This is a genomic window from Dactylosporangium sp. NPDC049525 (genome assembly GCF_040676755.1).
In the GTDB taxonomy this organism is placed as follows: domain Bacteria; phylum Actinomycetota; class Actinomycetes; order Mycobacteriales; family Micromonosporaceae; genus Dactylosporangium.
On sequence record NZ_JBFAPO010000003.1, the window covers coordinates 245461 to 268680 of the forward strand.

Here is a 23220-nt window from a genome sequence, read left to right on the forward strand (position 1 = left end):
TGTCCGGGGGCGGCCAGGCTGCCTACCGTGAGGCGTATGGCTGAACACGAGCTGGGGCTCTCGCGCGGTGACCGGTGGCTGATCTGGGTCGGGTTCCCGCTGGTCGGTCTCGCCGCCGGGTGGGCGCTGCCGCTGCTGGCGCGGTGGCTGCTGGACCTGCCGTGGGTGCCGTTCGCCGGGCCGATCCGGCTCGTCGCCGCGCTCGACGCCGGGTTCGGCCGGATCGCGCTGGTCGGCGCGGGGCTGCTGCTCGGCCTGGTCTTCGCGTTCGTCGCGGTCCACGAGACGCTGCGGGTGACCGTCGCCGACTTTGAGCTGCGGCTGCGGCTCGGTGACAACGCCCGCACCGTGCGGCGGGGCGAGATCGCGGCGGTGTTCGTCGACGGGCGGCACCTGGTCGTGCTCGACTGGGAGTCGCGGCAGGTCGTGCGGGACCGCCTGGAGGGGGCCGGTCATCCGCGCGTGGCCGCGGCGTTCCGGGCGCACGGCTATCCGTGGCTGGAGCGCGACCCGTTCGCGGCGCTGTTCCGCCGCTGGGTGCCGGACCTGCCGGACCTGCCGGGCGCCGTCAACGCGGTCCTCGCCGCGCGGGCGGTCGCCCTGACCAACAAGAGCGCCACCGACGCCACGGAGCTGCGCGACGAGGTGCAGAAGCTGGGCTACACGGTCCGCGACGACGGCACCACCCAGCACTGGCGCCCGCTGGTGCGCTCATGACGCTCCCCGGCAGCGCAGTCTCGGGCAGCTCAGTCTCCGGCAGCTCAGTCTCCGGCAGGCGGGCGCGCAACGTCGCCGTCGACGTCAGCGTGTTCGTGATCTCCGTGCTGGTGCTGGTCGTCGCGGCGTCCTCGAGCCTGGACACCGGCACCATCAGCGACGAGCGGCTCCTGGTGTCGATGGCCGTGTCGCTGCCGGCGCTGGTGCTGATCTGGTGGCGGCGGCGGTGGCCGGTGCACGTGGCGCTGCTGCTGCTGATCCCGGCGGCGCTGACCGACTTCGTCGGCGGGGCCACGACGATCGCGGTGTTCACGGTCGCGGTGCACCGGCCGTTCCGGGTAGCGGTCGCGGTCGCGGTCGCGCACTTCGTCGCCCCGATCCCGCTGACGCTGCGCTACCCGGACCCCGACCTGCACCCCGTCGGCATCGGCACCGCGGCCGCGGCGATCCTCGCCATTGTCGTCGCGTGGGGGGTGACGGTCCGCACCCGGCGGGAGCTGATCGCGTCGCTGCGGGTGCGGGCCGTGCGCGCCGAGGCCGAGGCCGAGCAGCGCGCCGACCTGCTGCGCGGGCTCGAACGGGAGCGGATCGCCCGCGAGATGCATGACGTCCTCGCGCACCGGATCTCCCTCATCAGCCTGCACGCCGGCGCCCTGGAGATCCGCCGCGACCTGACCCGCGAGCAGGTCGCCGAGACCGGCGGCACCATCCGCGCCAGCGCGCACCAGGCGATGGAGGAGCTGCGGGAGATCCTCGGCGTCCTGCGCACCAGCGACGACGACGAGCTGCGCCCCCGGCAGGACCTCGCCGACCTCGACGAGCTGATCGAGGAGGTCCGCCGCGCCGGCACCCCGGTCCACCTCGACAACCGGCTCACCGGCGACGGCGACGCCGCCCCGGAGACGCTGCCGGCCGCGGTCAACCGGACCGCGTTCCGCCTGGTGCAGGAGGGCCTGACCAACGCCCGGAAGCACGCCCCGGGCGCCGAGGTCGCCGTCCGCCTGGACCGGACCAGCGGCGGCGAGCTGCACGTGTGGCTGCGCAACCCGCTGCCGGCCGCGCCGGTGCGCCCCACGCTGCCCGGCTCCCGGTCGGGCCTGGTCGGCCTCGCCGAGCGGGTCACCCTGGCCGGCGGCCGCCTGCAGCACGGCCCCCGCCGCACAGAGCCGCAGCCCGGCGAGGTCGGGTTCCATCTGGAGGCGTGGCTGCCGTGGCGGGCGTGATCCGGGTCGTGGTCGTCGACGACGACGCGCTGGTGCGGGCGGGGCTCGCGATGGTCCTCGGCGGCAACCCCGACCTGGAGCTCGTCGGCGAGGCCGGCGACGGCGCGGCGGCGGTCCGGGTCGTGCGCACCAACCGGCCCGACGTGGTGCTGATGGACATCCGGATGCCGCGGATGGACGGCCTCGCCGCCCTCGAAGCGCTGCGGGCCGAGGGGCTGCCAGGGGCGGTGATCGTGCTGACCACGTTCGACACGGACGAGCACGTGCTGCGGGCGCTTCGCCTCGGGGCGCACGGCTTCCTGCTCAAGGACACCCCGCCCCTCGCCATCCTCGACGCGGTCCGCAGGGTCGCGGCCGGCGAGCAGATGCTGTCCCCGTCGGTGGTCCGGCGCCTCGTGGAGCACGTGGTCCGCGACGACACCGCCGAACGCCGGGCCACGGCCGGCCGGGCCTTGGCGTCGCTGACCCCGGCCGAGCTGAAGGTCGCCGAGGCGGTCGCCGAGGGCCGCTCCAACGCCGACATCAGCGCCGCGCTGCTGATGAGCGTGGCGACGGTGAAGACCTACGTGTCCCGCATCCTCGCCAAGCTCGGCTGCACCAACCGCGTCCAGGTCGCGATCCTCGTCCACGACAGCCGCACCGGCTGACGCACCCGCCCAGCACGCGCCCGCCCGGCAGCGGCTACCGGTGGTAGCGGTCGGCGATGAAGCCCGGAGCCGGCTGCTCCGCGAACGCGGGTCGCGCGGGCGGCGGCGCGGCGGGCAGGCCGGTGGCGGTGTGGGCGCCGAAGCCGCGTTGCAGGGAGCGGACCTGCTCCTCCATGGCGGGGACGCTGGTGCGGGCCTGCCGTTCGATCATCCGCTCGGAGAGCCGGCTGTTGATCAAGGTGCGCAGCCAGTACACGACCGCGACGCTGCGCGGGACGAAGACCTTGCGGCGGCGGCGGACGAGCGCGTCGACGAACGCCGCGGCGCAGCGCTCCACCGACGTGGTCGAGCCCAGCGGGGGTGGCAGCCTGCGCAGCGTCTCGCGGAAGGTGGGCATGTCGTCCTGGGCGTCCCGGACGAGGTCGGTGTCGATCCACGACGGGTGGGCGGTGCCGACGCGGACGCCGTGGTGGGCGACCTCCAGGCGCAGGGCGTTGCCGAAGTGTTCGACGCCGGCCTTCGAGGCGCAGTAGGGCGCCATGCCGGGCAGCGCGGCGAACGACGCCGCGGAGGCGACGATGAGCAGATAGCCGCGGGACGTGATGAGGTGCGGCATGACGGCGGCGGCGGTGCGCACGACGCCGACGAGGTTGACCTCGACGGTGCGGACGAGGGCCTCGACGTCGCCGGTGGCGACGGTGCCGCGGCTGGCGACGCCCGCGTTGGCGACGACGGCGTCGAGGCGGCCGTGGGCGGCGACGGCACCCTCGACGGCGGCTGCGAGACTGGCCTGGTCGGTGACGTCGCAGGCGGACCAGGTCGCCTCGTGGCCGGCGGCGAGCAGCTCCGCGGCGAGGTCGGCGAGGCGTTCGGGTTCGAGGCCGGTGAGGACGACCGTGGCGCCTCGGGCGGCGGCGACCCGGGCGGTGTGTTCTCCGATACCCCGCGCGGCTCCCGTGATGAGCACCACCTTGCCGGACAAGCTGTGCTGCACCGTGAGACCTCCCGTCGGCGGTACCGTTCAGTACCAGGCAAACTAACACCCACAGACATTCTGGCGAAAGGCTGAGACACGCGCATGACGGGCACGAGGACCGCCGATGAGGTCCGTGAGGCGCTGACGGGCGGACTGGCGGCGGCGATCGCCGACAAGGGCTACGCGGCGACCACGATCGCCGACGTCGTCATGCACGCGCGGGTGTCGAAGCGCACGTTCTACGAGCACTTCACCGACAAGGAAGCGTGCCTCATGGCGTTGTACGAGCAGGGGTGCGTTTACCTGCTCGCCGTCGTCAAGAGCGCCGCGACCGGTGGCGGCACCTGGAAGAGCATGATCAACGACGGGGTGACCGCCTATCTCAACGCCCTGGAGAGCATGCCGGCGGTGACCCGCACGCTACTGGTGGAGATCCAGGCGGCCGGCCCGAAGGCGTACCGGCTGCGCCAGCAGATGCAGCGCCAATTCGCCGATACGCTGGTAGAGGTGGTCGATGCGGCTCGCGCCGCGGACCCGGCCATCCCGAAGCTGTCGCAGCTGCTGGCGATCGCGCTGGTGGGAGGGGTGCACGAGATGATGCTGCAGGTCTCCGACCCCTACACCGGTGCCGGGGCGTCGTTCACGTCCCTGGCCACGGCCGTCGACGAGCTGGTCTACGCGATCCTCACGAATCCCTGGTCCGCCGGGATGGAATGATCGTGGCAGTCTTCGGGTTGCAGGCAGAAAGCAACCCAGACCCGCCAGGACCCACAAGGAGGCTGCGTTCCGGTGCTCAACCCCAGCGAGCTCTACACGCTCACCGAGGATCTGCCGGCCGTCGACCGGCCGGTGCTCGTGCATGCGCTGACGGGCTTCGTCGACGCCGGCAACGCCAGCCGTCTCGCCCGTGAGCACCTGCTGACGGTCGGCTCGCCGCGCACCCTGGCGACGTTCGACCTCGACCAGCTCTACGACTACCGCAGCCGGCGCCCGGCGATGCTGTTCGTCGAGGACCACTGGGAACACTACGAGCAGCCACGGCTGCTGCTGCGGGTGCTGCGCGACGCGACCGGCACCGAGTTCTTGCTCCTGGACGGGCCGGAGCCGGACCTGCAGTGGGAGCGGTTCACCGCGGCGGTCATCGAGCTGATCGAGCGGTTCGACGTGCGGGCGACGGTCGGGCTGACCGCGATCCCGATGGCGGTGCCGCACACCCGGCCGACCGGCGTGACCGCGCACGGCACGAGCCGCGACCTGATCGCCGGGTTCGAGCCGTGGCTGCAGCGCGTCCAGGTGCCGGGCAGCGTCGGCAACCTCCTGGAGTTCCGGATCGGGCAGCAGGACCGCGACGCGTTCGGTTTCGCCGTGCACGTGCCGCACTACGTGGCGCAGGCGGAGTTCCCGTCGGCGGCGGAGAAGCTGCTCGGCTGCGTGTCGGAGGCGACCGGGCTGCAGCTGCCGACGGAGGACCTGCACGCGGCCGCGGAGTCGGTGCGGGCCGAGATCGACGTGCAGATCGCGCAGGCCGACGAGGCCGCGGCGCTGGTGCGGGCCCTCGAGGAGCAGTACGACGCCTACACCCGCGGCCGGCAGGGCAACAACCTGCTCGCGGACTCGCCGTCGCCGCTGCCGACCGCCGACGAGATCGGCGCGGAGCTGGAGCGGTTCCTCGCAGAGCAGACCCGCAACGACGAGAACCCGTAAGCCGACGCAGGCACGGCGACACAGGCACTGGCGACGCAGGCACTACTACGAAGCGTGACGGGCTCGAACATCAACTTGCAGTGCCGGGCTACCGTGGCGTGAGAGCGGTCGACGGCACCAGGGGCTTGGTCAGAGGACGACGGGGTCGGTCAGAACGAGCGTCCCGTCAGCCGTTCGTAGACCTCGACGTAGCGGGATCGGGTGCGCTCCACGACGTCGGCCGGGATCTCGGGGCCGGGCGCGGTCTGGTCCCAGCCGGTGGAGCGCGCCCAGTCCCGCACGGACTGCTTGTCGAAGGAGTGCTGGGTGCGGCCCGGCACCCACTCGTCCAGGGGCCAGAAGCGTGACGAGTCGGGGGTGAGCACCTCGTCGGCGAGGATCAGCGTGCCGTCGGGGGCCTGCCCGAACTCGAGCTTGGTGTCCGCGACGATGATGCCGCGCTCCGCGGCGACGTCCCGGCCGCGCGCGTAGACCCGCAGCGTCAGGTCCCGCAGCTCCTCCGCGAGCTCCTTGCCGACCTGGGCGACGACGTCGTCGAAGGTGACGAACTCGTCGTGCTCGCCGACGGCGGCCTTCGTCGTCGGGGTGAAGATCGGCTCTGCCAGGCGGTCGGCCTCGACCAGGCCCGGCGGGAGGGTGAGGCCGCTGACGGCGCCGTCGCGCCGGTATTCGGTGAGGCCGAGGCCGGTCAGGTAGCCCCGGGCGATGCACTCCACCTGCACCATGTCGAGGCGCCGGCAGCGGATGGCCCGGCCGGCGAACTCGGCGGGCACGTCCGTGGCGGACAGGACGTGGTTGGGCACCAGGTCGGCGAGCTGCTCGAACCACCACAGCGACAGCCGGGTGAGGACCGCGCCCTTGTCCGGGATCGGGGTGGGCAGCACGACGTCGTAGACGGAGATGCGGTCCGACGCGACGAGGAGCAGGTCGTCGCCGTCGAGGTAGACGTCGCGGACCTTGCCCGAATGCAGCAGCTTCACGCCCGCCAGCCTAACGTTTAGACTCCCTTCAATCTCAGGGGCGCGGCGGCCCCATGCAGCGAACACTCGCGCAGGCAAGGGAGCCAGCAGCATGCCGCACACCCGCCGTCAGCTCATCCGCACCGGACTCCAGGCAACCCTCCTCGGCACAGGCGCCGTCATCCTCTCCCCCGGCGCTCGCGCGCAGGCGGCTGTCGTCACCGCGGATCTCGTGGTGTACGGGGCAACGCCCGGCGGGCTCGCGGCCGCGATCCAGTTCCGCCGCTCCGGTGGCTCCGCGGTCGTCGTGGACGCGGGCAACCACGTCGGCGGGATGACCACCGCCGGGCTCGGCGCCACCGACACCGGCAACACGGCCGCGATCGGTGGCCTGTCGCACGAGTTCTACCGGCGCGTGTACGGCAAGTACAACGGCACCCCGGTCACCGCGTCGTCGCCGGCCCGGTTCACGTTCGAGCCGCACGTCGCCGCGGCCGTCTTCACCGACCTGCTGGCGGAGGCGGGCGTGACCGTCCACCTTGGACGCAGGCTGGCCACGGTCACCAAGGCCGGCAACCGGATCACCGAGTTGTCCACTGAGGACGGTCAGGTGTACCGCGGGCTGATGTACGTCGACGCCAGCTACGAGGGCGACCTCCTCGCGAAAGCCGGGGTGGCCAGCACCGTCGGCCGCGAGGGCAACGCCACCTACGGCGAGAGCATCAACGGCGTCCAGCTGCGCGACAAGCACCAGTTCACGAAGCCGGTCGACCCGTACGTGACGCCCGGCAACCCGGCCAGCGGGCTGCTGCCCGGCGTCTCCGCCGCGGCCCTGGCGCCGAACGGCACCGCCGACGGCCGGATCCAGGCGTACAACTTCCGGATGTGCCTGACCGGGGCCGCCGGCCGGGTCCCGTTCCCCCGGCCGGCCGGCTACGACGCGGGCCGCTATGCGCTGCTGCTGCGCTACATCGAGGCCGGCTACACGGGGCCGTTCTTCAACGCCGTCAGCGTCGGCGGCGGCAAGACCGACTCGAACAACGACGGCGCGTTCTCCACCGACGACATCGGCATGAACGCCGCCTACCCGACGGCGTCGTTCGCGGCGCGGGACACGATCGTCGCCGAGCACCGCACCTACCAGCAGGGGCTGATGTGGTTCCTGAGCAACGACACCAGGGTGCCCGCCGCGATCCGCTCCGCCACCGCCGCCTGGGGGCTCGCCCCGGACGAGTTCACGGCGACCGGTAACTGGCCGCCGATGCTGTACGTGCGGGAGGCCCGCCGGATGGTGTCGGCGTACGTGATGACGGAGCACAACTGCCGCGGCGCCACGACGGTCGCGGACTCCGTCGGCCTGGCCAGCTACACGATGGACTCGCACAACTGCCAACGCCTGGTGGTCGGCGGCGTGGCGAGGAACGAGGGGGACGTGCAGGTCGGGGTGCCCGGCCCGTACCAGGTCAGCTACCGCTCGATCGTCCCGCTCGAGGCGCAGTGCGCGAACCTGCTCGTCCCGGTGTGCCTGTCGGCGAGCCACATCGCGTACGGGTCGATCCGGATGGAGCCGGTGTTCATGGTGCTGGGCCAGTCGGCGGCGGTCGCGGCGCGGCTCGCGATCACCGGTGCCGTGCCCGTGCAGCAGGTGAACGTCACCACGCTGCAGGGCCTGCTCCGCGACCTCGGCCAGCGAATTGACATTTCGGGCAATTCGGAAATTGTTATTGACAGCCGCAGCGGCAGCGGGGTCACGCGGGCCGGGACGTGGCTGTCGAGCACGTCGATCGGCGGCTACTACGGCAGCGACTACGAGCACGACGGCAACACCGCCAAGGGCGTCAACCGGCTCCGCTACACCCCGGCGCTGCCGGCGGCGGGCGCGTGGACGGTGCAGCTGCGGTGGACCGCGCACGCCAACCGGGCGAGCAACGTCCCGGTCGACGTCGTGCACGGCGGCGGGCTCAGCACGCTGAGCGTGGACCAGCGCGCGTCCGGCGGGCAGTGGGTGCCGCTCGGCACGTTCCAGTTCACCGCCGGCAGCGCCGGCAGCGTGCTGATCCGCACCGAGCAGACCGACGGTTACGTGATCGCCGACGCGGCCCGGTTCGTGCGGGCGTGACGGGCCAGCGCGGTCGCGATCAGCACGTCGAGCAGGGCCGGGTAGTCCAGGCCGGCCACCCGGAACATCTGCGGGTACTGCGAGACGGCGGTGAAGCCGGGGAACGTGTTGACCTCGTTGATGACCGGCTCGGTGCCGAAGCGCAGGAAGAAGTCGACCCGCAGCAGGCCCCGGCACTCCAGGGCGCGGAACGTGCGCACGGCGAGGTCCTGCAGCTGCTCGATGATCGCCGGCTCCAGCTTCGCCGGGATGTCGAAGATGGTCGTCGGGTCGAGGTACTTCGCCTCGTAGTCGAAGAACTCGTGCTTGTCCGGGAAGCGGATCTCCAGGGGCGGGCCGACCTGCAGCGAGCCGTCGGGGTGCTCCAGGACGCCGAGGTCGACCTCGCGCCCGTGCACCATCTCCTCGACGAGGACCTTCGCGTCGCTGTCGCGGGCCTCGGCGAGGGCGGCGTCGAGGTCGGCCCAGTCGTCGACCTTGGACACGCCGAGGCTCGAGCCGGCCCGGGACGGTTTCACGAACACGGGCAGGCCGAGCCGCTCGCGCTCCTGCGGCGACACGGTGCCGGTGCCGCCGCGCAGGACGACACCGTCGGCGACGGGCAGGCCGTCGGCGACGAGGAGCCGCTTGGTGAACTCCTTGTCCATGCCGGCGGCGCTGGCGAACACGCCGCTGCCGACATACGGCAGGCGGACCATCTCCAGGACCGACTGGATCGTGCCGTCCTCGCCGTAGGGGCCGTGGATGGCGGGGAACACCACGTCGCAGTCGCGCAGCGTGCCGATCGCGTCGGCGAGACTGGCCAGCGCGGGCGCGTCCGTCTCCTTGGTGAGCGCCAGCAGACCCTCCAGGTCCAGGGCGTCCGGCGACTCGGCGTCGCGGCCGAAGACCCAGGTGCCGCTGGGCGTGATGCGCACCGGCACGACCTCGTAGCGGCCGCGGTCGAGGAACCGCACGATGCTCAGCGCCGACTTGCACGAGACCTCGTGCTCGCCGCTGCGCCCTCCGAAGACGACGGCGACGCGGATGCGACGTTCAGTCATGCGGTTGCTCCTCACTTACGAACGAACTCACGAACGAACTCACATGCGAGCCGACCGAGCCGACGTACCTTCGCGGCACCCGGGCGCCGATGCCCGTCAAGATCTCATGTGGGTTGGTCTGTGCCCAGGCCGCCCACTCTTCCACGGTCGGCTCGGCACCGTCGCCCGGCCCGAACAGCACGATCTCGTCACCGATCGCCACGGTGAGGTCACCGGCGTCCACGACGAACTGGTCCATGGCGACCCGCCCGGCGATCGGGCAGCGCACCCCGCCGATCGCGACCGCACCCCGGTTGCTCAGCAGGCGGGGCACCCCGTCGGCGTATCCGGCCGGCACCAGCACCATGGTGGCGTCGCGGTCCGTCACGTACCGGTGCAGGTAGGACACGCCGGTCCCGGGCGGGACGCGCTTGACGTTGACGGCCCGGGCCCGCAGGGTCATCGCCCGTCGCAGCCCGGCGACGACGCCCTCGATCGGCTCGACGCCGTAGAGCGCGAGCCCGGCCCGGACGAGGTCGTAGTGGGCGGCGGGCACGTCGACGATCCCGGCCGAGTTGGCGAGGTGCCGCAGCCGCGGCTCCAGCCCAGCCTTGGCGGCCACGGCGAGGGCCTCCTCGAAGCGTTCCAGCTGCAGCGGCACGGACGGGTTGCCGGGGTCGTCCGCGGCCGCGAGGTGCGACCAGATCCCGCGGACCCGCAGCGTGCCGCGCCGCTCCAGGTCGGCGGCCCGCCGCACGAGGTCGGGCCAGTCGGCCCAGGCCACGCCGTTGCGGGTCAGCCCCGTGTCGACCTTGAGGTGGACGGTGGCGCCGGGCGGCATCGCGTCGAGGTGCGCCGGCGTGGACACCGACAGGTCGACGTCGTGCCGCACGGCCCAGGCGAAGTCGTCGTCGGTGCCATACAGCCAGGCGAGCACCGGCGCGCCGATCCCGGCGTCGCGCAGCTGCCGGGCCTCGGTGATCGACGTGACGCCGAGCCAGGTGGCCCCGCTGGCCAGGACGGTGCGGGCGACCGGTAGCACTCCGTGACCGAACCCGTCGGCCTTGACGACCGCCATCATCGCCGCGCCGGGTGCCGCGAGATCCGCCAGGAGCCTGGTGTTGTGCGCCACAGCGTCGAGATCGACGACCGCCTCTGCCACTGCTCCCACGAGCCACCCCCTTGTCCCGCCGATCATAGTGGTCACCGTGCGTCACAGCAGTGTCGGTTCGCCGCACGCAGCTCAGCCGGCCTGCAGTTCAGTCGGCACGGTACAGGCGCACGGACAGTCCCCCGGCGATCACGAACGTGGCGGCGAGCACGGCCAGGTGCAACGGTTCGGGGGTGTCGCCGACCCACGCGGCCTGGATCGCCTGGCGGAACGCGCCGAGCGGGGTGAAGTCGCCGATGCGGCGCAGCACCGCGGGCAGGTACTCGACCGGCACGTACAGGCCGGCGAAGAACGCCGACGGGAACCACATGCCGAGCGCCCAGCCGGTCGCGGCCTTCGCGCTGCCGGCGGCGGAGGCGACCAGCAGCCCGATCGGGAACAGCCCCAGCAGGCCGAGCAGGAACGTCGGCAGGACCAGCAGCAGGTTCGGCAGCCGCATGTCCATCAGGGTCACGCCGATGACGAGGGTCAGCAGTGTCGAGACGAGCACGACGGCGCCGTTCATGAGGATCTGCGCGCCGAGCATCACCGACGGCCGGACCGGGGTCGTGGCGAAGCGGCGCAGGATGCCCTTCTCCCGGTACGTGGTGAGCACGACCGGCAGCATGAAGAACGCGACCATGGCCAGGGACACCATGACGGACATCGACGGGATGACGGTGTCGATGCCGCGATGCCCGCCGAGGGCCGCGTCGGGCCGCCGGGTGCTGGCGGACCAGCCGAAGACCAGCAGCAGCGCGACCGGGAGCAGGACGGTGAACAGCGGCGGCGTGACCTCGCGCAGCATCAGCCGCGTCTCCACCACGGTCAGCCGGGTCAGGGCACGGACATATGGGGTGCGCAGCGACAGGGCGGGCATGATCAGACCTCCAGAGCGGCGGTGGTGAGCGAGACGAACGCGGACTCCAGGTCGTCGCGGGGACCGGCGGCGTCGCCGAAGGCGCGGCGGATCAGCCCGGCCGGGGTGTCGACGGCGACGGTGCGGCCGCCGTCGATGACCGCGATCCGGTCGCAGAGCCGTTCGGCCTCGTCCATGAAGTGGGTGACCAGCAGCACGGTGACGCCCCGCTCGCGGATGTCCTCGATGAGCCGCCACGTCTCGCGGCGGGCGTGCGGGTCCAGGCCGGTGGTGAGCTCGTCGAGCACCGCCACCTCCGGGGCGCCGATCAGCGACAGCGCGATCGACATCCGCTGCTTCTGCCCGCCGGAAAGCTTCTTGTACTGCTGGTTCGCGTGCTCGGCCAGCCCGAGCTGGGCGAGGACCGCGGCCGGGGACGCCGGGTCGCGGTAGAAGGAGGCGAACAGCTGCATGGCCTCCATGACCCGGATCCGGTCCGGCAGCTGCGACTCCTGCAGCTGCACGCCGACCCGGTGCCGCAGCCGCGGGTCGCGCGGGTCGAGGCCGAGGACCCGGACGGTGCCGGCGTCCGCGACGCGCAGGCCCTCGATGATCTCGACGGTGGTGGTCTTGCCGGCGCCGTTGCGGCCGACGATGCCGAAGATCTCGCCGCGTTCGACGCTGAACGAGACGTCCCGGACCGCGTGCCGGTCGCCGTAGCGCTTCTGCAACTGGTGAACGTCGATGACTGCCATGCGGTTGATCCTGCGGAACCGGCGGGGGCGGCAGAATGAGGCTGGACGCCGACCAGGGTGGAGCCAGGTAGGTGGAGGTAGCCCCACCCCGGCCCGGCGGGCAGGGCCGATGTGCGGGCCGGACCGTGACAAGAGACTTGGACGCATGACCTGGTTGAGGGGTGTGTATCGCAGCGTCGTCCTGCTGGGCGTCGCCGCCGTCGTGCTCGTGCAGTTCCTGGGGTCGCTGGTGCTGTTCTTCCCCGGCGTGCTGCTCGGCCTGGTGTTCCTGATCCCGCCGCCGGTGCAGCAGGGGCGGCGGCTGACGAACCGGTGGCGGGCGATGTTCGCGTCGTGGACGGGCCGGGAGGTGCCGGAGCCGTACCAGCCCCCGCCCCCGCCGCCGCAGCCGGACGAGGACGGCATGTACCGGCACGACGCGACCCTCTACAAGTCGCCGCGCTACCCCCGCTTCTTCCGCCGTCTCGACTGGCTGATGCAGGACCCGGCGACGAAACGGGACCTCGCCTGGCAGCTGTGGTTCCCCGTCGTCGTCCTCGCGGTGGTGCCGGTCGGCCTGGTCGTGGCGCCGTGGACGGTCCGCCTGGTCGCCAGGTGGTCGGCGTGGATGCTCGCCCCGATGTCGGCGCAGCGGCTGGCCCGCAAGGAGAGCCGCGGCCGGTGTACGCAGAAGATGCTGCTGGCGTGGGCGCGGGCGGCGCTGCTCATCTGCTTCGCCGCCGTCGAGGTGCTGCTGCTGGCGTTCAGCCTGGCCTGCTTCAGTCTCGGGTTCGGCCTCGGGTTGATCTTCCTCATCCCGCCCGCCGTCTCGCACTACCGGTGGCTGGCGAACCTGCGCCGGCACTTCGCCGCGTGGGGCGGGGTGCGGATCGACCGGCCGTACACGCCGGAGCTGCGGCCGCAGCGCCGCCCGGACGGGATGCTGCAGGTCCGCAACAACCTGTACAAGACCGAGGCGATGGCGGCGTTCAACGCCCGCTGGCTGTGGACCTGGCATGACGTCGCGTCGTGGCGGGACCTGGTGTGGCTGGCCGTCGACCCGGTCGTCACGGTCGCGCTGCTCGGCGTGCCGGTCGCCGCCACGATCTACGGCGCGTGGGGGCTGGCCCTGCCGTGGCTGTGGACGGAGTTCTTCGGCGCCGACTGGTCCGCCTGGTACGGCGCCGCCGACGGCAACCGGACCGCCGGGCTCGTCCTCGGGATCGCGCTCGTCGCGGCGGGACTGGTGGTGGCGGAGCAGCTCGTCACGGTCCACGCGCGGTGGACGGCGCTGCTGCTGCGCCCGACCCGGGAGGCGGCGCTGCGCATGCGGGTGGAGCAGCTCACACAGAGCCGCGCCGACGCCGTCGACGCGCAGGCCGCCGAGGTCCGCCGGATCGAACGGGACCTGCACGATGGCGCGCAGGCACGGCTGATCGCGGTCGGCCTGACCCTCGGCGCGATCGAACGGCTCCTGGACACCGACCCGGCGGCGGCGCGCAAGCTCGTCGCGCAGACGAAGGAGACGGCCGAGGCGGCGCTGCGGGAGCTGCGTGACCTGGTCCGCGGCATCCACCCGCCGGTGCTGTCCGAACGCGGCCTCGCCGACGCCGTCCGCGCGCTCGCCCTCGACCTGGACTACACCACCACCGAGACCACCACCGGGACCACCGCCGAGATCGCGATCACGGGCCGGCTCGACGGCCGGCCGCCGGCACCGGTGGAGTCGGCCGCGTACTTCGCCGTCAGCGAGCTGATCGCGAACGCGACCCGGCACGGCCACGCCGGGAAGGTCACAGTCGAGCTGTACCACCGGGACGGCCTGCTGCGGGTCACCGTCACCGACGACGGCTCCGGCGGCGCCGACCCGTCGCGGGGCACCGGCCTGCGCGGCATCGAACGCCGGTTGGGTACCTTCGACGGGACCCTGGCCCTGAGCAGCCCGCCGGGCGGGCCGACCGTCGCGACGCTGGAGCTGCCGTGCGTGTTGTCCTCGCCGAAGACCTCTACCTCCTGAGGGACGGCATGGTCCTGCTGTTGCAGAGCCACGGCTTCGAGGTGGTCGCCGCCGTCGACACCGGACCGGCGCTGCTCGCGGCGCTGCTCGAGCACCGCCCGGACGTCGCGGTCGTCGACGTGCGGCTGCCACCCAGCTTCACCGACGAAGGGCTGCAGGCGGCCCTGGCGGCCCGGCGGGAGGTGCCGGGGCTGCCGGTCCTGGTGCTCTCCCAGCACGTCGAGCAGCTGTACGCGCGGGAGCTGCTCGCCGACGGCACCGGCGCCGTGGGGTACCTGCTGAAGGACCGGGTGTTCAACGCCGACCAGTTCGTCGACGCGGTCCGCCGGGTCGCCGCCGGCGGCACCGTGATGGACCCGACGGTCATCGCGAAGCTCGTCGCCAGGCCGTCGGCGACGACGGGCACGCTCACCCCGCGGGAGCGGGAGGTGCTGACCCTGATGGCCGAGGGCCGCTCCAACGCCGCCATCGGCAAGCAGCTGTTCCTCAGCGACAGCGCCGTCGGCAAGCACATCGCCAGCATCTTCGGCAAGCTCGACCTGCCGGTCTCCGACGACGACAACCGCCGGGTCCTGGCCGTGCTGGCCCACCTACAAGGCGGCTGAGACGGCGGCCGACACGAACTCGGCGTGGTCGCGGATGTAGTCGGCGGCGTCGTAGTAGTGCGACGCGAAGACGAGCAGCGCCGCGTCCGGCGAGTAGCGGTACTGCGTCGCCCACGTCATCGGCGGCAGGTACAGCCCCGTCGCCGGACTGTCGAGCAGGAACTCCTGCCGCGACACCCCGTCGTCGGCGACCACGCTGCAGCGGCCCCTGACGCAGATCAGAAACTGGTGGCATTCGCGGTGCGCGTGCTGGCCGCGGACCTTCTCGTTGGGCACGTCGAAGACGATGAAGTAGCGGCGCACCGGGAACGGGATGTCCCGCTCGAACTCCCCGACGGACAGGTCGCCGCGCAGGTCCCGGACGTAGTCGAGCCGGTGCACGGTGACCCCGCGGACCTTGGTGCCGTTGACCCGCTCCCCCGTCTGCGTCTCCTCCGGCCCGTGCTGGGCGGGCTGGCCGGCCTGGGCGGGCAGGGGCTGGGGCGCGGCGTCGACGTAGCCGGTGAGCCGGGCCGGGTTGCCGACGACGATCGCGTACGGCGGCACCGAACGGGTCACCACGGCGCCGGCGCCGACCATGGCGTGCCGGCCGATGGTGACGCCCGGCAGGATCGTGGCGTTCGCGCCGATCGACGCGCCCGCGGCGACGGTGGTGCGGTCGAACGTCACCGGGTGGCGGCGGCTGCGCGGCATCCGGTCGTTGGTGAACGTGACGTTGGGCCCGACGAACACGTCGTCCTCCAGGGTCACGCCGTCCCACAGCTGCACGCCGCACTTGACGGTGACCCGGTCGCCGACGACGACGTCGTTCTCCACGAACACCCCGTCGCAGACGTTGCAGTCGGCGCCGATGCGGGCGCCCGGCAGCACGTGCGCGAACGCCCAGATCCGGGTCCCGGCGCCGACGGCGGTGCTCTCGCACAGGGCGTTGGGATGGGTGAAGTACGACATCAGCGCTGCCTTCCCTGCAGGACCGCGGTTTTGGCCGCGCCGGCGTAGTCCAGTTCCCGCGCGGCGACGGCGAGGGGGCGGCGTTTCGTGTTCTCGTAGCCGCGCCACGCGTACGAGCCGACGACGCCGAGGCCGAGGGCGTTGATGCCGCCGAAGAACAGCACGACGAGGATCGTCGCGGCGTAGCCGGGCACGTCGAACAGGCCGGCGAGGCGGGCGGAGAGCACGACCACGCCGAGGGTCAGCGACACGAGCAGCCCGGTGAACCCGAACGTCATCAGCACCCGCACCGGTAGGTCGGTGAACGCGAAGACGCTGTCCATCAGGTATGTGACCTTCTTGCGCAGCGTCCAGCCGGAGCCGCCGTGCACCCGGGGGCGCCGGGTGTACGCGACCTGCTTGCGGCGGAACCCGAGCCAGAACAGCAGCGCGACGAGGGACGTGTTCGCCTCCTCGCACTCCAGGAGGCAGTCGCGGAACGCGAGGTTGCAGCCGAAGATGTCGACGCCGCCGCGGGGCATGTCCCGCACGACGAGACGGCGGTACACCCCCCAGAACAGCCCGGCGGCCAGCCGGCTGCCGAGCGGGTCGGCGCGCCCTTCGCGGGTGCCGACGACGACGTCGTACTCGTCGGCCCGCAGGGTACGGAAGAACTCCAGCGCCAGCTCCGGCGGTTCCTGCAGGTCGGCGGCCATGACGGCGAAGTAGTCGCCGGTGGCGTGCTGCAGGCCGACGCGGATCGCGGCGAACGAGCCGAAGTTGCGCGACAGCAGCACCAGCCGCGCGGGGAACCGCTGCGCCGGCAGCAGCGCCTGGAGCAGGTCCGCGGACCGGTCGGGGCTGCCGTCAACGACGAACACCGCCTCGAGCCGCCCGTCGAGGGCGTCGTGCAGGTCCGAGACGGCGCCGAGGAGGTCGTGGATCGATCCTTCGTTGCGGTACACGGGGATGATCAGGGAGTACACGCGGCGTCTCCGAACACGTTGAGGACGGCGGCGACCCGGTCCGCCTCGGCGGGGTCCAGCCCGGGGTGGCACGGCAGGCTCAGCACCTCGGCGCACAGCCGTTCGGTGACCGGCAGGTCGAGGTCGGCGAACCGGTCGCCGTGCACCGGCTGGCGGTGATCGGGCACCGGGTAGTGCACGTCGTGCGGCACGCCGTGGGCGCGCAGGTGCGACGACAGGGCGTCGCGGTCGGTGCTGCGCAGCACGTACAGGTGCGCGACGTGCGACGGCGCCGCGACGTCGGGCAGGGTCAGCTTCGGGTGCCGGATCGTGGCGGCGTACCGGGCGGCGACCGCGACCCGGCGGGCGTTCCAGGCGTCCAGGTGCGGCAGTTTCACGCCGAGCACCGCGGCCTGCAGCTCGTCCATGCGGCTGTTGCGGGCCGGGCCGGTCACCTGGTGATACTTGCGGTCCCAGCCGTACTGCCGCAGCCGCCGGACCCGTTCGGCGACGTCCGGGTCGGCGGTGACGACGGCGCCGGCGTCGCCGAGCGCGCCGAGGTTCTTCGTCGGGTAGAAGCTGAACGCCGCCGCGTCGCCCCACACGCCGGCGCGGCGGCCGCCTGCGGTGACCCCGTGGGCCGCGCCGTGGGCCTGCGCGCAGTCCTCGACGACCTTCGCCCCGTGGGCGTCCGCGACCGCGCGCAGCGCCGGCATGTCGGCGAGCCGGCCGTACAGGTGCGTGACGAGGACCGCGTCGAACCCTGCCTCGTGGCCGGCGCGGTCCAGCAGGGCCGGGTCGAGGGTGGCGGTGTCCTCGTCGACGTCGACGTAGACGGGCTCGGCGCCGAGGGCGAGCACGGCGGTGGTGCCGTAGCCGCCCGCGTTCGCCGCGAGGGCGATGCGGCTGCCGCGGCCCGCGCCGACACCGGCGAGGGCGAGCTCGATCGCGTCGGTGCCGTTGCCGACACCGACGGCGTGCAGGCCACCGGACCCGGCGGCACGGTAGCCGGCGCCGCAGTAGTCGGCGAACGCCGCCTCGAAGGCCGCGACCTCCGGGCCGAGGATGTACCAGCCGCTGTCCATGACCCGTCGCACCGCCGTCGTCAACGCGTCGGCCAGTGGGGCGTGCAGTGCCGCGAGATCGTTCATGTCACCTCAAGGACGGTGAGCCGGCCGGCGGTGAACCGCGGCACCGCAACGGTCCCGAGGTCACCGACCGGGCCGGCGGCGGGGTCGGCGACGAGCCACCGGACGTGGTACCGCTCGCGCAGCACGCCGATCGTCGCGGGGTTCGGGTCGGTGAACACGGCGTCGTTGGCGGCGAGCCGGTCGGGGTCCCAGAAGTCGGCGAACCACGGCGGGACCCCGTCGGCGGCGGCGCGTTCGTAGGTGGTGTTGGTGAAGCCCCAGCCTTCGACGAGGACCCGGCGGCCGCTGGCGGCGGCGAGCGCGAAGCGCCGGTTGTCGCACAGCCCGCCCCCACCCGGCGCGGCGGCCGGGCGTACCCCGAAGCAGTGCGCGTTGGTGGCCAGGAGCTCACCGGGGGTGGTGTGCGCCCGCAGCCAGCGGCCGGCGACCCAGGTGTCGTGGTCGATGGCGCTGGTCCGCCCGTCGAGGGCGACCTGGTCGGTGACGGGCACGGCGCGCCAGCCGCCGAGGGCGGTGTCGGTGACGACGACGGCGGTCTGGTCGTAGGCGGTCGGCAGCCCGAACCCGGCGCACAGCGCGACCAGCACCGCGAGGATCCGGCGGTCGCGGCGGGCGAGCGCGGCCACGGCGACGAGGACTGCCAGTCCGGCGAGGATGAGGTACGGGCGGGCGAGCTCCCACCCGACCCGCGCCCCCACCGGCTGGATGGTGTCGTAACGCCGCATGAGCAGCACCGCGGTGCCGCCCACGGTCGCGGCCAGCGCGAGGATCCCGGCCCGGCCCCAGGTCAGCCGGCCGGCGACGGCGGCCAGCCCGGCCACGGACGCCAGGGCGAGGTACGGCCGCGCCGACACGATCAGGTACGACTGCGACCCACCGGGGTGGCCGAACAGCAGCACCCCGGCGAGCCCGCCGGCGCCGACCGCGAGGAACAGCAGGACCGGCGGCTCCAGCGCCTTGCGGCCGAGGGCGAGCACCCCCGCCCACATGAACAGCCAGCACAGGACGGTGAGCCCGGCCGCGACCCGGGCGTGCCCGGCGGGGGTGCCGGGCCCGGTGTACCCGGTCCACGTGGCGGCGACGGTGACGAAGCCGTCGACGGTGGCGAGGGGCCGCACGACGAGCCCCTGGTTGGCGCCGCCGTCGTACAGGACGACCTGCGCGACGACGGTGCATGCGGCGGTGAGCCCGGCCGCGAGCAGCGCCGGCCGGTGCAGGCCCCGGCGGGCGGCGAGCCGGACGAGCACCACCACGACGAGGGCGCCGGTGAGCAGCGGCAGGTACGGCGACTTCGCCCCGGCCAGCCCGGCGAGCAGCAGCGCGAACAGCACCCACGGGCCCTTGCGCTGGGTCCCGTCGCCCTGGAACCGGTCGAGGAGCACCAGGACGACGGCGGCGAACAGCAGGGCGCCGAACGTCTGTGTCGGGCTGGTCCAGGCGACCATCCGGAACATGGAGCCGTCCTCGTACGCGCCGAAGCCGAACCAGCCGTCGTAGTGCGGCCAGCCGTACGGGTCCGGGGCGAGGACCAGCAGCGTCACGGCCGCGGCGACCGGACCGGTCCACCAGCCGCCGGTGAGGCGGCGGGCGAGGACCGCGACGAGCAGCAGCGTGCCGGCGAGCATCGGCAGCGGCGTGAGCCTGACCAGCAGCGTCAGCGGGTCGATGCCAGTGACCCAGCTGGTGGCGGCCATCTCCGGGTAGACGAACCAGTGGTACACGAGGGGCTCGCCGGACACCCACGGCGCCTGCATCGGCATGTGCTGTTTCGCCTCGGCGATCAGCGCGAGGTGGAACGGGGTGTCGGCGTCCGACGGGCCGGTGACGGGCCAGCCGAGGCCGTGCGAGCGGAACATCCGGACGCTGCGCAGGACGAGGACACCGATGACGAGCAGCATCGACCAGGCCCACAGCGCGGGGGTCCGGGTCCGGTCCGCCGGCCCTCGCCACGCCTTGCGCAGCCGCGGCACGGCCACGGAGGCGGCGATCATCCCGGCGGGCCAGGCCAGCACCAGCAGCGGCGCGCCGGCGGCGCGGGCGGCGACGTACGCGAGGACCTCCACGACGTAACCGACGGCGGCACCGGCCACGACGTCCGCGACGAGCCAGCCGGAGCGGCCCAGCAGCGAGCGCCACAGCAGCAGCCCCGGCAGCACGACCCCGGCGGTGAGCCAGCCGGTGAACGCGAGAGTCGAGGGCAGCGACACCCCGTAGTACCGCAGCGTGGCCGCGACCCCGGCGAGCCCGACGGCCAGCGGCAGCAGGGCCGCCGGTGCCACGCCGTGAAGCCGGCGGCGGCCGGTGGTCACCGGTGGCTCGCCCGGACCTGCGGCGGGGTCACGTGTCGCGTCCAGTGTCGTGCTCACTGCACCGCCCAACGCCGCGGGCGCCGGGTCGGTCGCGCCGGATCACCCGTTCGCGGCACAGGCCGCCGGCGTCGCCGGGCCCGGCGGCAGCGGATGCGCGACGCCCGCCGCGGCGGCGGCAAGCAGCACCGCGGCCACCACCACCAGCACTACCGCCATCAGCGGCGGCGGCCGCCGCAGCAGCGCGCAGCCGGCGACGCCGAGGAGCACGAGCGGCAGCGCGAAGCGGGTCTCCGTGGCCGACGTCATCAGCGAGGCGCAGACACCCGCGGCGAGCACGGCCAGGGCCCGCGCGCCCGGGGTGCGGCACGCGGCGCCGACCCCCACGACGACGATCAGCACGATCGGGATCGCGAGCTCGAAGTGCTCGGCGGTCGCGGGCACGCTGTACGGGGTCGGCACCGACCAGGCCAGGGCGGCGGCGACCTTCTCCACGAGGAACAGCGCCGAGGAGGGCAGGTTGCCCAGCAGCGCCCGGACCAGGCCGCCGGTGGAGTCGACCGGGTGCCCGGCGACGGCCGCGGCCATCGACGGGTCGCAGTAGAACTGCTGCGGCGGGCCGCCGGAGGTGACGGTGTCGTAGCGCACGACGTAGGAGGCGTACCCGGCCTGGAACCCGACGAGCCCCGCGGTGCCGGGCGGGGTCAACCCGGGCGGGAGGCCGCGCGCCAGGTTGACCGCCACCTGCGGCAGCGAACCGGCCACGACCCCGGCCGCGAACCAGGTCGCCGGCCACCGGCGGGTCACCGCGACGAGAGCGCCGAGCGCGACGAGCGGCAGCAGGTACGCGGGCCGCAGGTTCAGCGTGACGCCGGCCGCCACCCCCGCCGCCGGGAGCGTCCACCAGGTCCGGTCGCGCAGCGCCAGCCACCCGGCGGTCAGGAAACCGGCGGCGGCGGGCAGGTCCATCAGCGGGAACGGCGCGAACCTCGCCGCGACGAGCCAGGTCAGCGCGGCGCACACCCAGACACCCACCGGCCCGGCCGTCACGACCGGTCCGCCCGGCTCGCCCCGCCCGCGGAGTGCGGCGGCGAGCGCGGGCAGCAGCACCGCGCCGACGACCGCGACGAGCAGCGCGTTGCTGGCCAGGACGGCGTACCGGCCGGCGCCGGGGGCGAGGTGTTCGGCGAGGGCGGCCGGCGCGTACACCACCGTGGTCAGCACCCCGCGGAAGTCCAGGTCGCCCTCGCGGACCGTGCTCTGCCCGGTGAACAGGGCGAGGGACCCGTTGAAGTAGCGGGCGGCGTCGTAGACGAACCCGCCCGCGGGCCCCTGCGCGACGGTGGCCGCGAACAGCGCCGCCGCCGCGAGAGCGCTTGCGCGCCGCTCCCGCACCACCATGAGGTTCCTAACGATCGAGGTGCCCGCCCGGGTACGTCGTGCGGTACCGTGTTCGCCGCTCACCTTCGTTCGTCCCCGAGGAGCAGGACCGATGGGCACGGTGCAGGACAACAGCGTGCAGGACCGGGTCGTCGTCGGCCTGGACAACGGCGGCACCGCCAACAACGCCACGGTGCTCTCCCACGACGGGGCGTTCCTCGTCGACGGTCTCGTCGAGGTGCCCAGCCGGGTCCTGGAGGGGCCGGCGATCGCGGTCGAGGCCCTCGCCGGCGCGTTCGACAACATCCTCGCCGTGACCAAGATCGACCGGTCGCGGGTCGCCGCCGTCGGCCTGGACACCCCGGGCCCGGCCAGCGCCGACGGGGTCATCTCCTCGAAGGGTTCGACGAACTTCTCCCAGCCGGCCTGGTGGGGTTTCGACTTCCGCGGCGCCCTCGAGCGGCGCCTCGGCCTGCCCGTCGTCTACAACAACGACGGCAACGCGGCCGCCCTGTACGCCCACCACGTCTACTTCGGCCCCGACGCCGCCGAGCGCTCCTCGATCTCCGCGATCGTCGGCACCGGCCTCGGCGGCGGCGTCATCGAGCAGGGCAAGGTCATCAAGGGTGCGGCCGGGATGGCCGGCGAGCTCGGGCACGTCCACATCCCGATGCACGGCCTCCTGGAGGAGGGCCAGCCGCTGCCGTCGTGCGGCTGCGGCTTCCTCGGCGACGTGGAGAGCGTCACCTCCCTCACCGGGATCGTGCGCAACCTGCTGCCGTACTGGCTGACCCGGTTCCCCGACCACCCGCTGCACCACGCCGACACGGTCCGGGCCGCCGCGAAGCAGGTCCGCTCGTTCGCCGAGCAGGGCGACGAGCTGGCGCTGCGGATCTTCGAGCAGCAGGCGATGGGCCTCGGCCGGCTCTTCACCATCTCCGCGAACTTCACCGACCCCGACTGCTACTTCGTCGGCGGTGGCGTCGTCGAGGCGGCCCCGCACTTCCGTGAGTGGTTCCTGGCCAAGGTCCGCGAGCACACGCTGCTGCGCGAGGAGCAGGCGGCGGTCGCCACGTTCGCCCTGGTCCCGGACCGCGACATGGCCGGCGCCCGGGGCGCCGCGATCGCGGCCGCCGACAGCCTGTAACTACAGCCTGTAACTCACGCCTGCTCGACCGGCGCCGGGGCGCGGGTCACGTTCTCGCCGACCTGGGCGAGGATGCCGTGGTCGTCGCGCTGCCAGCGGCGGCCCCGGCTGTCGGTGAAGCGCACCTCGACGTGCATGTCGGCGGACGGAGCGAGCCGGATCGTGCCGTCCTCGTTGATCCGGTCCCGCTCGACCGGGCCGTCGGTGTGCTCCTCATCGAAGCCGGCGTACACCTCGGGCTGCTCCGACGGCGGCACGATGCGGACCCGGCGGATCGCGGTCCAGGCGGCCGGCGGGTCCCGGAAGACGATCTCCAGGTCGTAGACGGGGGTCTGCCCGGCGTTGCGGATCGCGGCGCCGACCACGCCCCGGGTGATGATCTTCTCGAACGTCTCGCGCTCGCTGACCGCCCACGCGCAGACCCGCTCGGCGTCGGCGCGGGACTCGGCGAGCTGATACGCGGCGAGCAGCCCGGCGGCGGCGGCCGCGGCGCGCCGGACGCCCCGCAGCGACTGGAACCCGAGGAACGCGGCGGCACCGGCGACGAGCATCGCGAGCGCCGCCACCACCAATGCCATCACATCGGACAAATTACCCGCCGCTGGTTGC

The 23220-nt window shown here is 73.3% G+C and carries 20 protein-coding genes and 1 pseudogene; 9 read left to right on the top strand and 12 right to left on the bottom strand.

Going from position 1 to position 23220, the window contains the following annotated elements; all coding sequences use genetic code 11:
* Positions 1-36 precede the first annotated feature (36 nt).
* From AB0K00_RS07825 to AB0K00_RS07835, 3 genes are read left to right on the top strand one after another with little or no spacing between them, the layout of a single operon-like run.
* Entirely contained in the window at positions 37-717 is a 681-nt protein-coding gene (locus AB0K00_RS07825; RefSeq protein WP_363517066.1) for a hypothetical protein, read from the top strand.
* On the top strand, positions 714-1940 hold the full coding sequence (locus tag AB0K00_RS07830; protein ID WP_363517069.1) for a histidine kinase: 1227 nt from the start codon (positions 714-716) through the stop codon (positions 1938-1940). Before AB0K00_RS07825 ends, AB0K00_RS07830 begins: the two co-directional genes overlap by 4 nt.
* Positions 1928-2587 carry a response regulator transcription factor gene (locus AB0K00_RS07835; RefSeq protein WP_363517633.1) on the top strand — a complete coding sequence of 220 codons (660 nt, stop codon included), beginning with the start codon at positions 1928-1930 and terminating at the stop codon, positions 2585-2587. Before AB0K00_RS07830 ends, AB0K00_RS07835 begins: the two co-directional genes overlap by 13 nt.
* A 34-nt stretch (positions 2588-2621) precedes the next feature.
* On the opposite strand, the gene AB0K00_RS07840 is transcribed toward AB0K00_RS07835, so the two are convergent.
* Positions 2622-3581, bottom strand: coding sequence for an SDR family oxidoreductase (locus AB0K00_RS07840; protein WP_363517072.1), 960 nt, complete (start codon positions 3579-3581; stop codon positions 2622-2624).
* 84 nt (positions 3582-3665) lie between these two features.
* Between AB0K00_RS07840 and AB0K00_RS07845 the strand changes: the two genes are divergently transcribed.
* Positions 3666-4280, top strand: coding sequence for a TetR/AcrR family transcriptional regulator (locus AB0K00_RS07845; protein ID WP_363517075.1), 615 nt, complete (start codon positions 3666-3668; stop codon positions 4278-4280).
* Positions 4281-4352: 72 nt separating this feature from the next.
* Positions 4353-5267 (top strand): PAC2 family protein, encoded by a 915-nt coding sequence (locus AB0K00_RS07850; protein ID WP_363517078.1) that lies wholly within the window; start codon positions 4353-4355, stop codon positions 5265-5267.
* A gap of 149 nt (positions 5268-5416) precedes the next feature.
* Here AB0K00_RS07850 and AB0K00_RS07855 read toward each other — a convergent pair whose 3' ends face one another.
* Positions 5417-6340, bottom strand: coding sequence for a phosphoribosylaminoimidazolesuccinocarboxamide synthase (locus tag AB0K00_RS07855; protein WP_363517081.1), 924 nt, complete (start codon positions 6338-6340; stop codon positions 5417-5419).
* Between AB0K00_RS07855 and AB0K00_RS07860 the strand changes: the two genes are divergently transcribed.
* Entirely contained in the window at positions 6339-8345 is a 2007-nt protein-coding gene (locus AB0K00_RS07860) for an FAD-dependent oxidoreductase (protein ID WP_363517084.1), read from the top strand. The two genes, AB0K00_RS07855 and AB0K00_RS07860, sit on opposite strands and share 2 nt — an antisense overlap.
* On the opposite strand, the gene AB0K00_RS07865 is transcribed toward AB0K00_RS07860, so the two are convergent.
* From AB0K00_RS07865 to AB0K00_RS07880, 4 genes and pseudogenes are all read right to left on the bottom strand, one after another.
* On the bottom strand, positions 8306-9388 hold the full coding sequence (locus tag AB0K00_RS07865) for a D-alanine--D-alanine ligase family protein (protein ID WP_363517087.1): 1083 nt from the start codon (positions 9386-9388) through the stop codon (positions 8306-8308). The two genes, AB0K00_RS07860 and AB0K00_RS07865, sit on opposite strands and share 40 nt — an antisense overlap.
* Entirely contained in the window at positions 9381-10538 is a 1158-nt protein-coding gene (alr, locus tag AB0K00_RS07870) for an alanine racemase (protein ID WP_363517090.1), read from the bottom strand. Before alr ends, AB0K00_RS07865 begins: the two co-directional genes overlap by 8 nt.
* Before the next feature lie 88 nt (positions 10539-10626).
* Entirely contained in the window at positions 10627-11397 is a 771-nt protein-coding gene (locus tag AB0K00_RS07875; protein WP_363517093.1) for an ABC transporter permease, read from the bottom strand.
* Positions 11398-11486: 89 nt separating this feature from the next.
* Positions 11487-12131: pseudogene (locus AB0K00_RS07880) on the bottom strand (ABC transporter ATP-binding protein); the annotation flags it as partial.
* 145 nt (positions 12132-12276) lie between these two features.
* Here AB0K00_RS07880 and AB0K00_RS07885 point away from each other — a divergent pair.
* Positions 12277-14127 (top strand): histidine kinase, encoded by a 1851-nt coding sequence (locus AB0K00_RS07885; protein ID WP_363517096.1) that lies wholly within the window; start codon positions 12277-12279, stop codon positions 14125-14127.
* The gene (locus AB0K00_RS07890; protein ID WP_363517099.1) at positions 14091-14732 is read left to right on the top strand and encodes a response regulator transcription factor; all 642 of its coding nucleotides are present in this window, start codon (positions 14091-14093) and stop codon (positions 14730-14732) included. The genes AB0K00_RS07885 and AB0K00_RS07890 overlap by 37 nt, the downstream gene beginning before the upstream one ends.
* Here the strand turns inward: AB0K00_RS07890 and AB0K00_RS07895 are convergent.
* Genes AB0K00_RS07895 through AB0K00_RS07915 form a run of 5 tightly spaced genes read right to left on the bottom strand, consistent with a single transcriptional unit; the run spans position 14718 to position 21485 of the window.
* A complete protein-coding gene (locus tag AB0K00_RS07895; RefSeq protein ID WP_363517102.1) occupies positions 14718-15683 on the bottom strand; it encodes a WxcM-like domain-containing protein in 966 nt (321 codons plus the stop codon). The two genes, AB0K00_RS07890 and AB0K00_RS07895, sit on opposite strands and share 15 nt — an antisense overlap.
* Positions 15683-16648: a glycosyltransferase family 2 protein gene (locus AB0K00_RS07900; RefSeq protein ID WP_363517105.1), complete on the bottom strand. Its 966-nt coding sequence runs from the start codon at positions 16646-16648 to the stop codon at positions 15683-15685. The genes AB0K00_RS07895 and AB0K00_RS07900 overlap by 1 nt, the downstream gene beginning before the upstream one ends.
* Positions 16636-17778, bottom strand: coding sequence for a DegT/DnrJ/EryC1/StrS family aminotransferase (locus tag AB0K00_RS07905; protein WP_363517108.1), 1143 nt, complete (start codon positions 17776-17778; stop codon positions 16636-16638). Before AB0K00_RS07905 ends, AB0K00_RS07900 begins: the two co-directional genes overlap by 13 nt.
* Complete coding sequence (locus AB0K00_RS07910; RefSeq protein ID WP_363517111.1) at positions 17775-20144, bottom strand: hypothetical protein; 2370 nt, start codon at positions 20142-20144, stop codon at positions 17775-17777. The genes AB0K00_RS07905 and AB0K00_RS07910 overlap by 4 nt, the downstream gene beginning before the upstream one ends.
* Before the next feature lie 42 nt (positions 20145-20186).
* Positions 20187-21485 carry a hypothetical protein gene (locus tag AB0K00_RS07915; RefSeq protein WP_363517114.1) on the bottom strand — a complete coding sequence of 433 codons (1299 nt, stop codon included), beginning with the start codon at positions 21483-21485 and terminating at the stop codon, positions 20187-20189.
* A 91-nt stretch (positions 21486-21576) separates the two neighbouring features.
* On the opposite strand from AB0K00_RS07915, the gene AB0K00_RS07920 reads away from it, so the two are divergent.
* Positions 21577-22611 carry an ROK family protein gene (locus AB0K00_RS07920; protein ID WP_363517117.1) on the top strand — a complete coding sequence of 345 codons (1035 nt, stop codon included), beginning with the start codon at positions 21577-21579 and terminating at the stop codon, positions 22609-22611.
* A gap of 14 nt (positions 22612-22625) precedes the next feature.
* On the opposite strand, the gene AB0K00_RS07925 is transcribed toward AB0K00_RS07920, so the two are convergent.
* Positions 22626-23189, bottom strand: coding sequence for a hypothetical protein (locus AB0K00_RS07925; protein WP_363517123.1), 564 nt, complete (start codon positions 23187-23189; stop codon positions 22626-22628).
* Between the last annotated feature and the right edge of the window lie 31 nt (positions 23190-23220).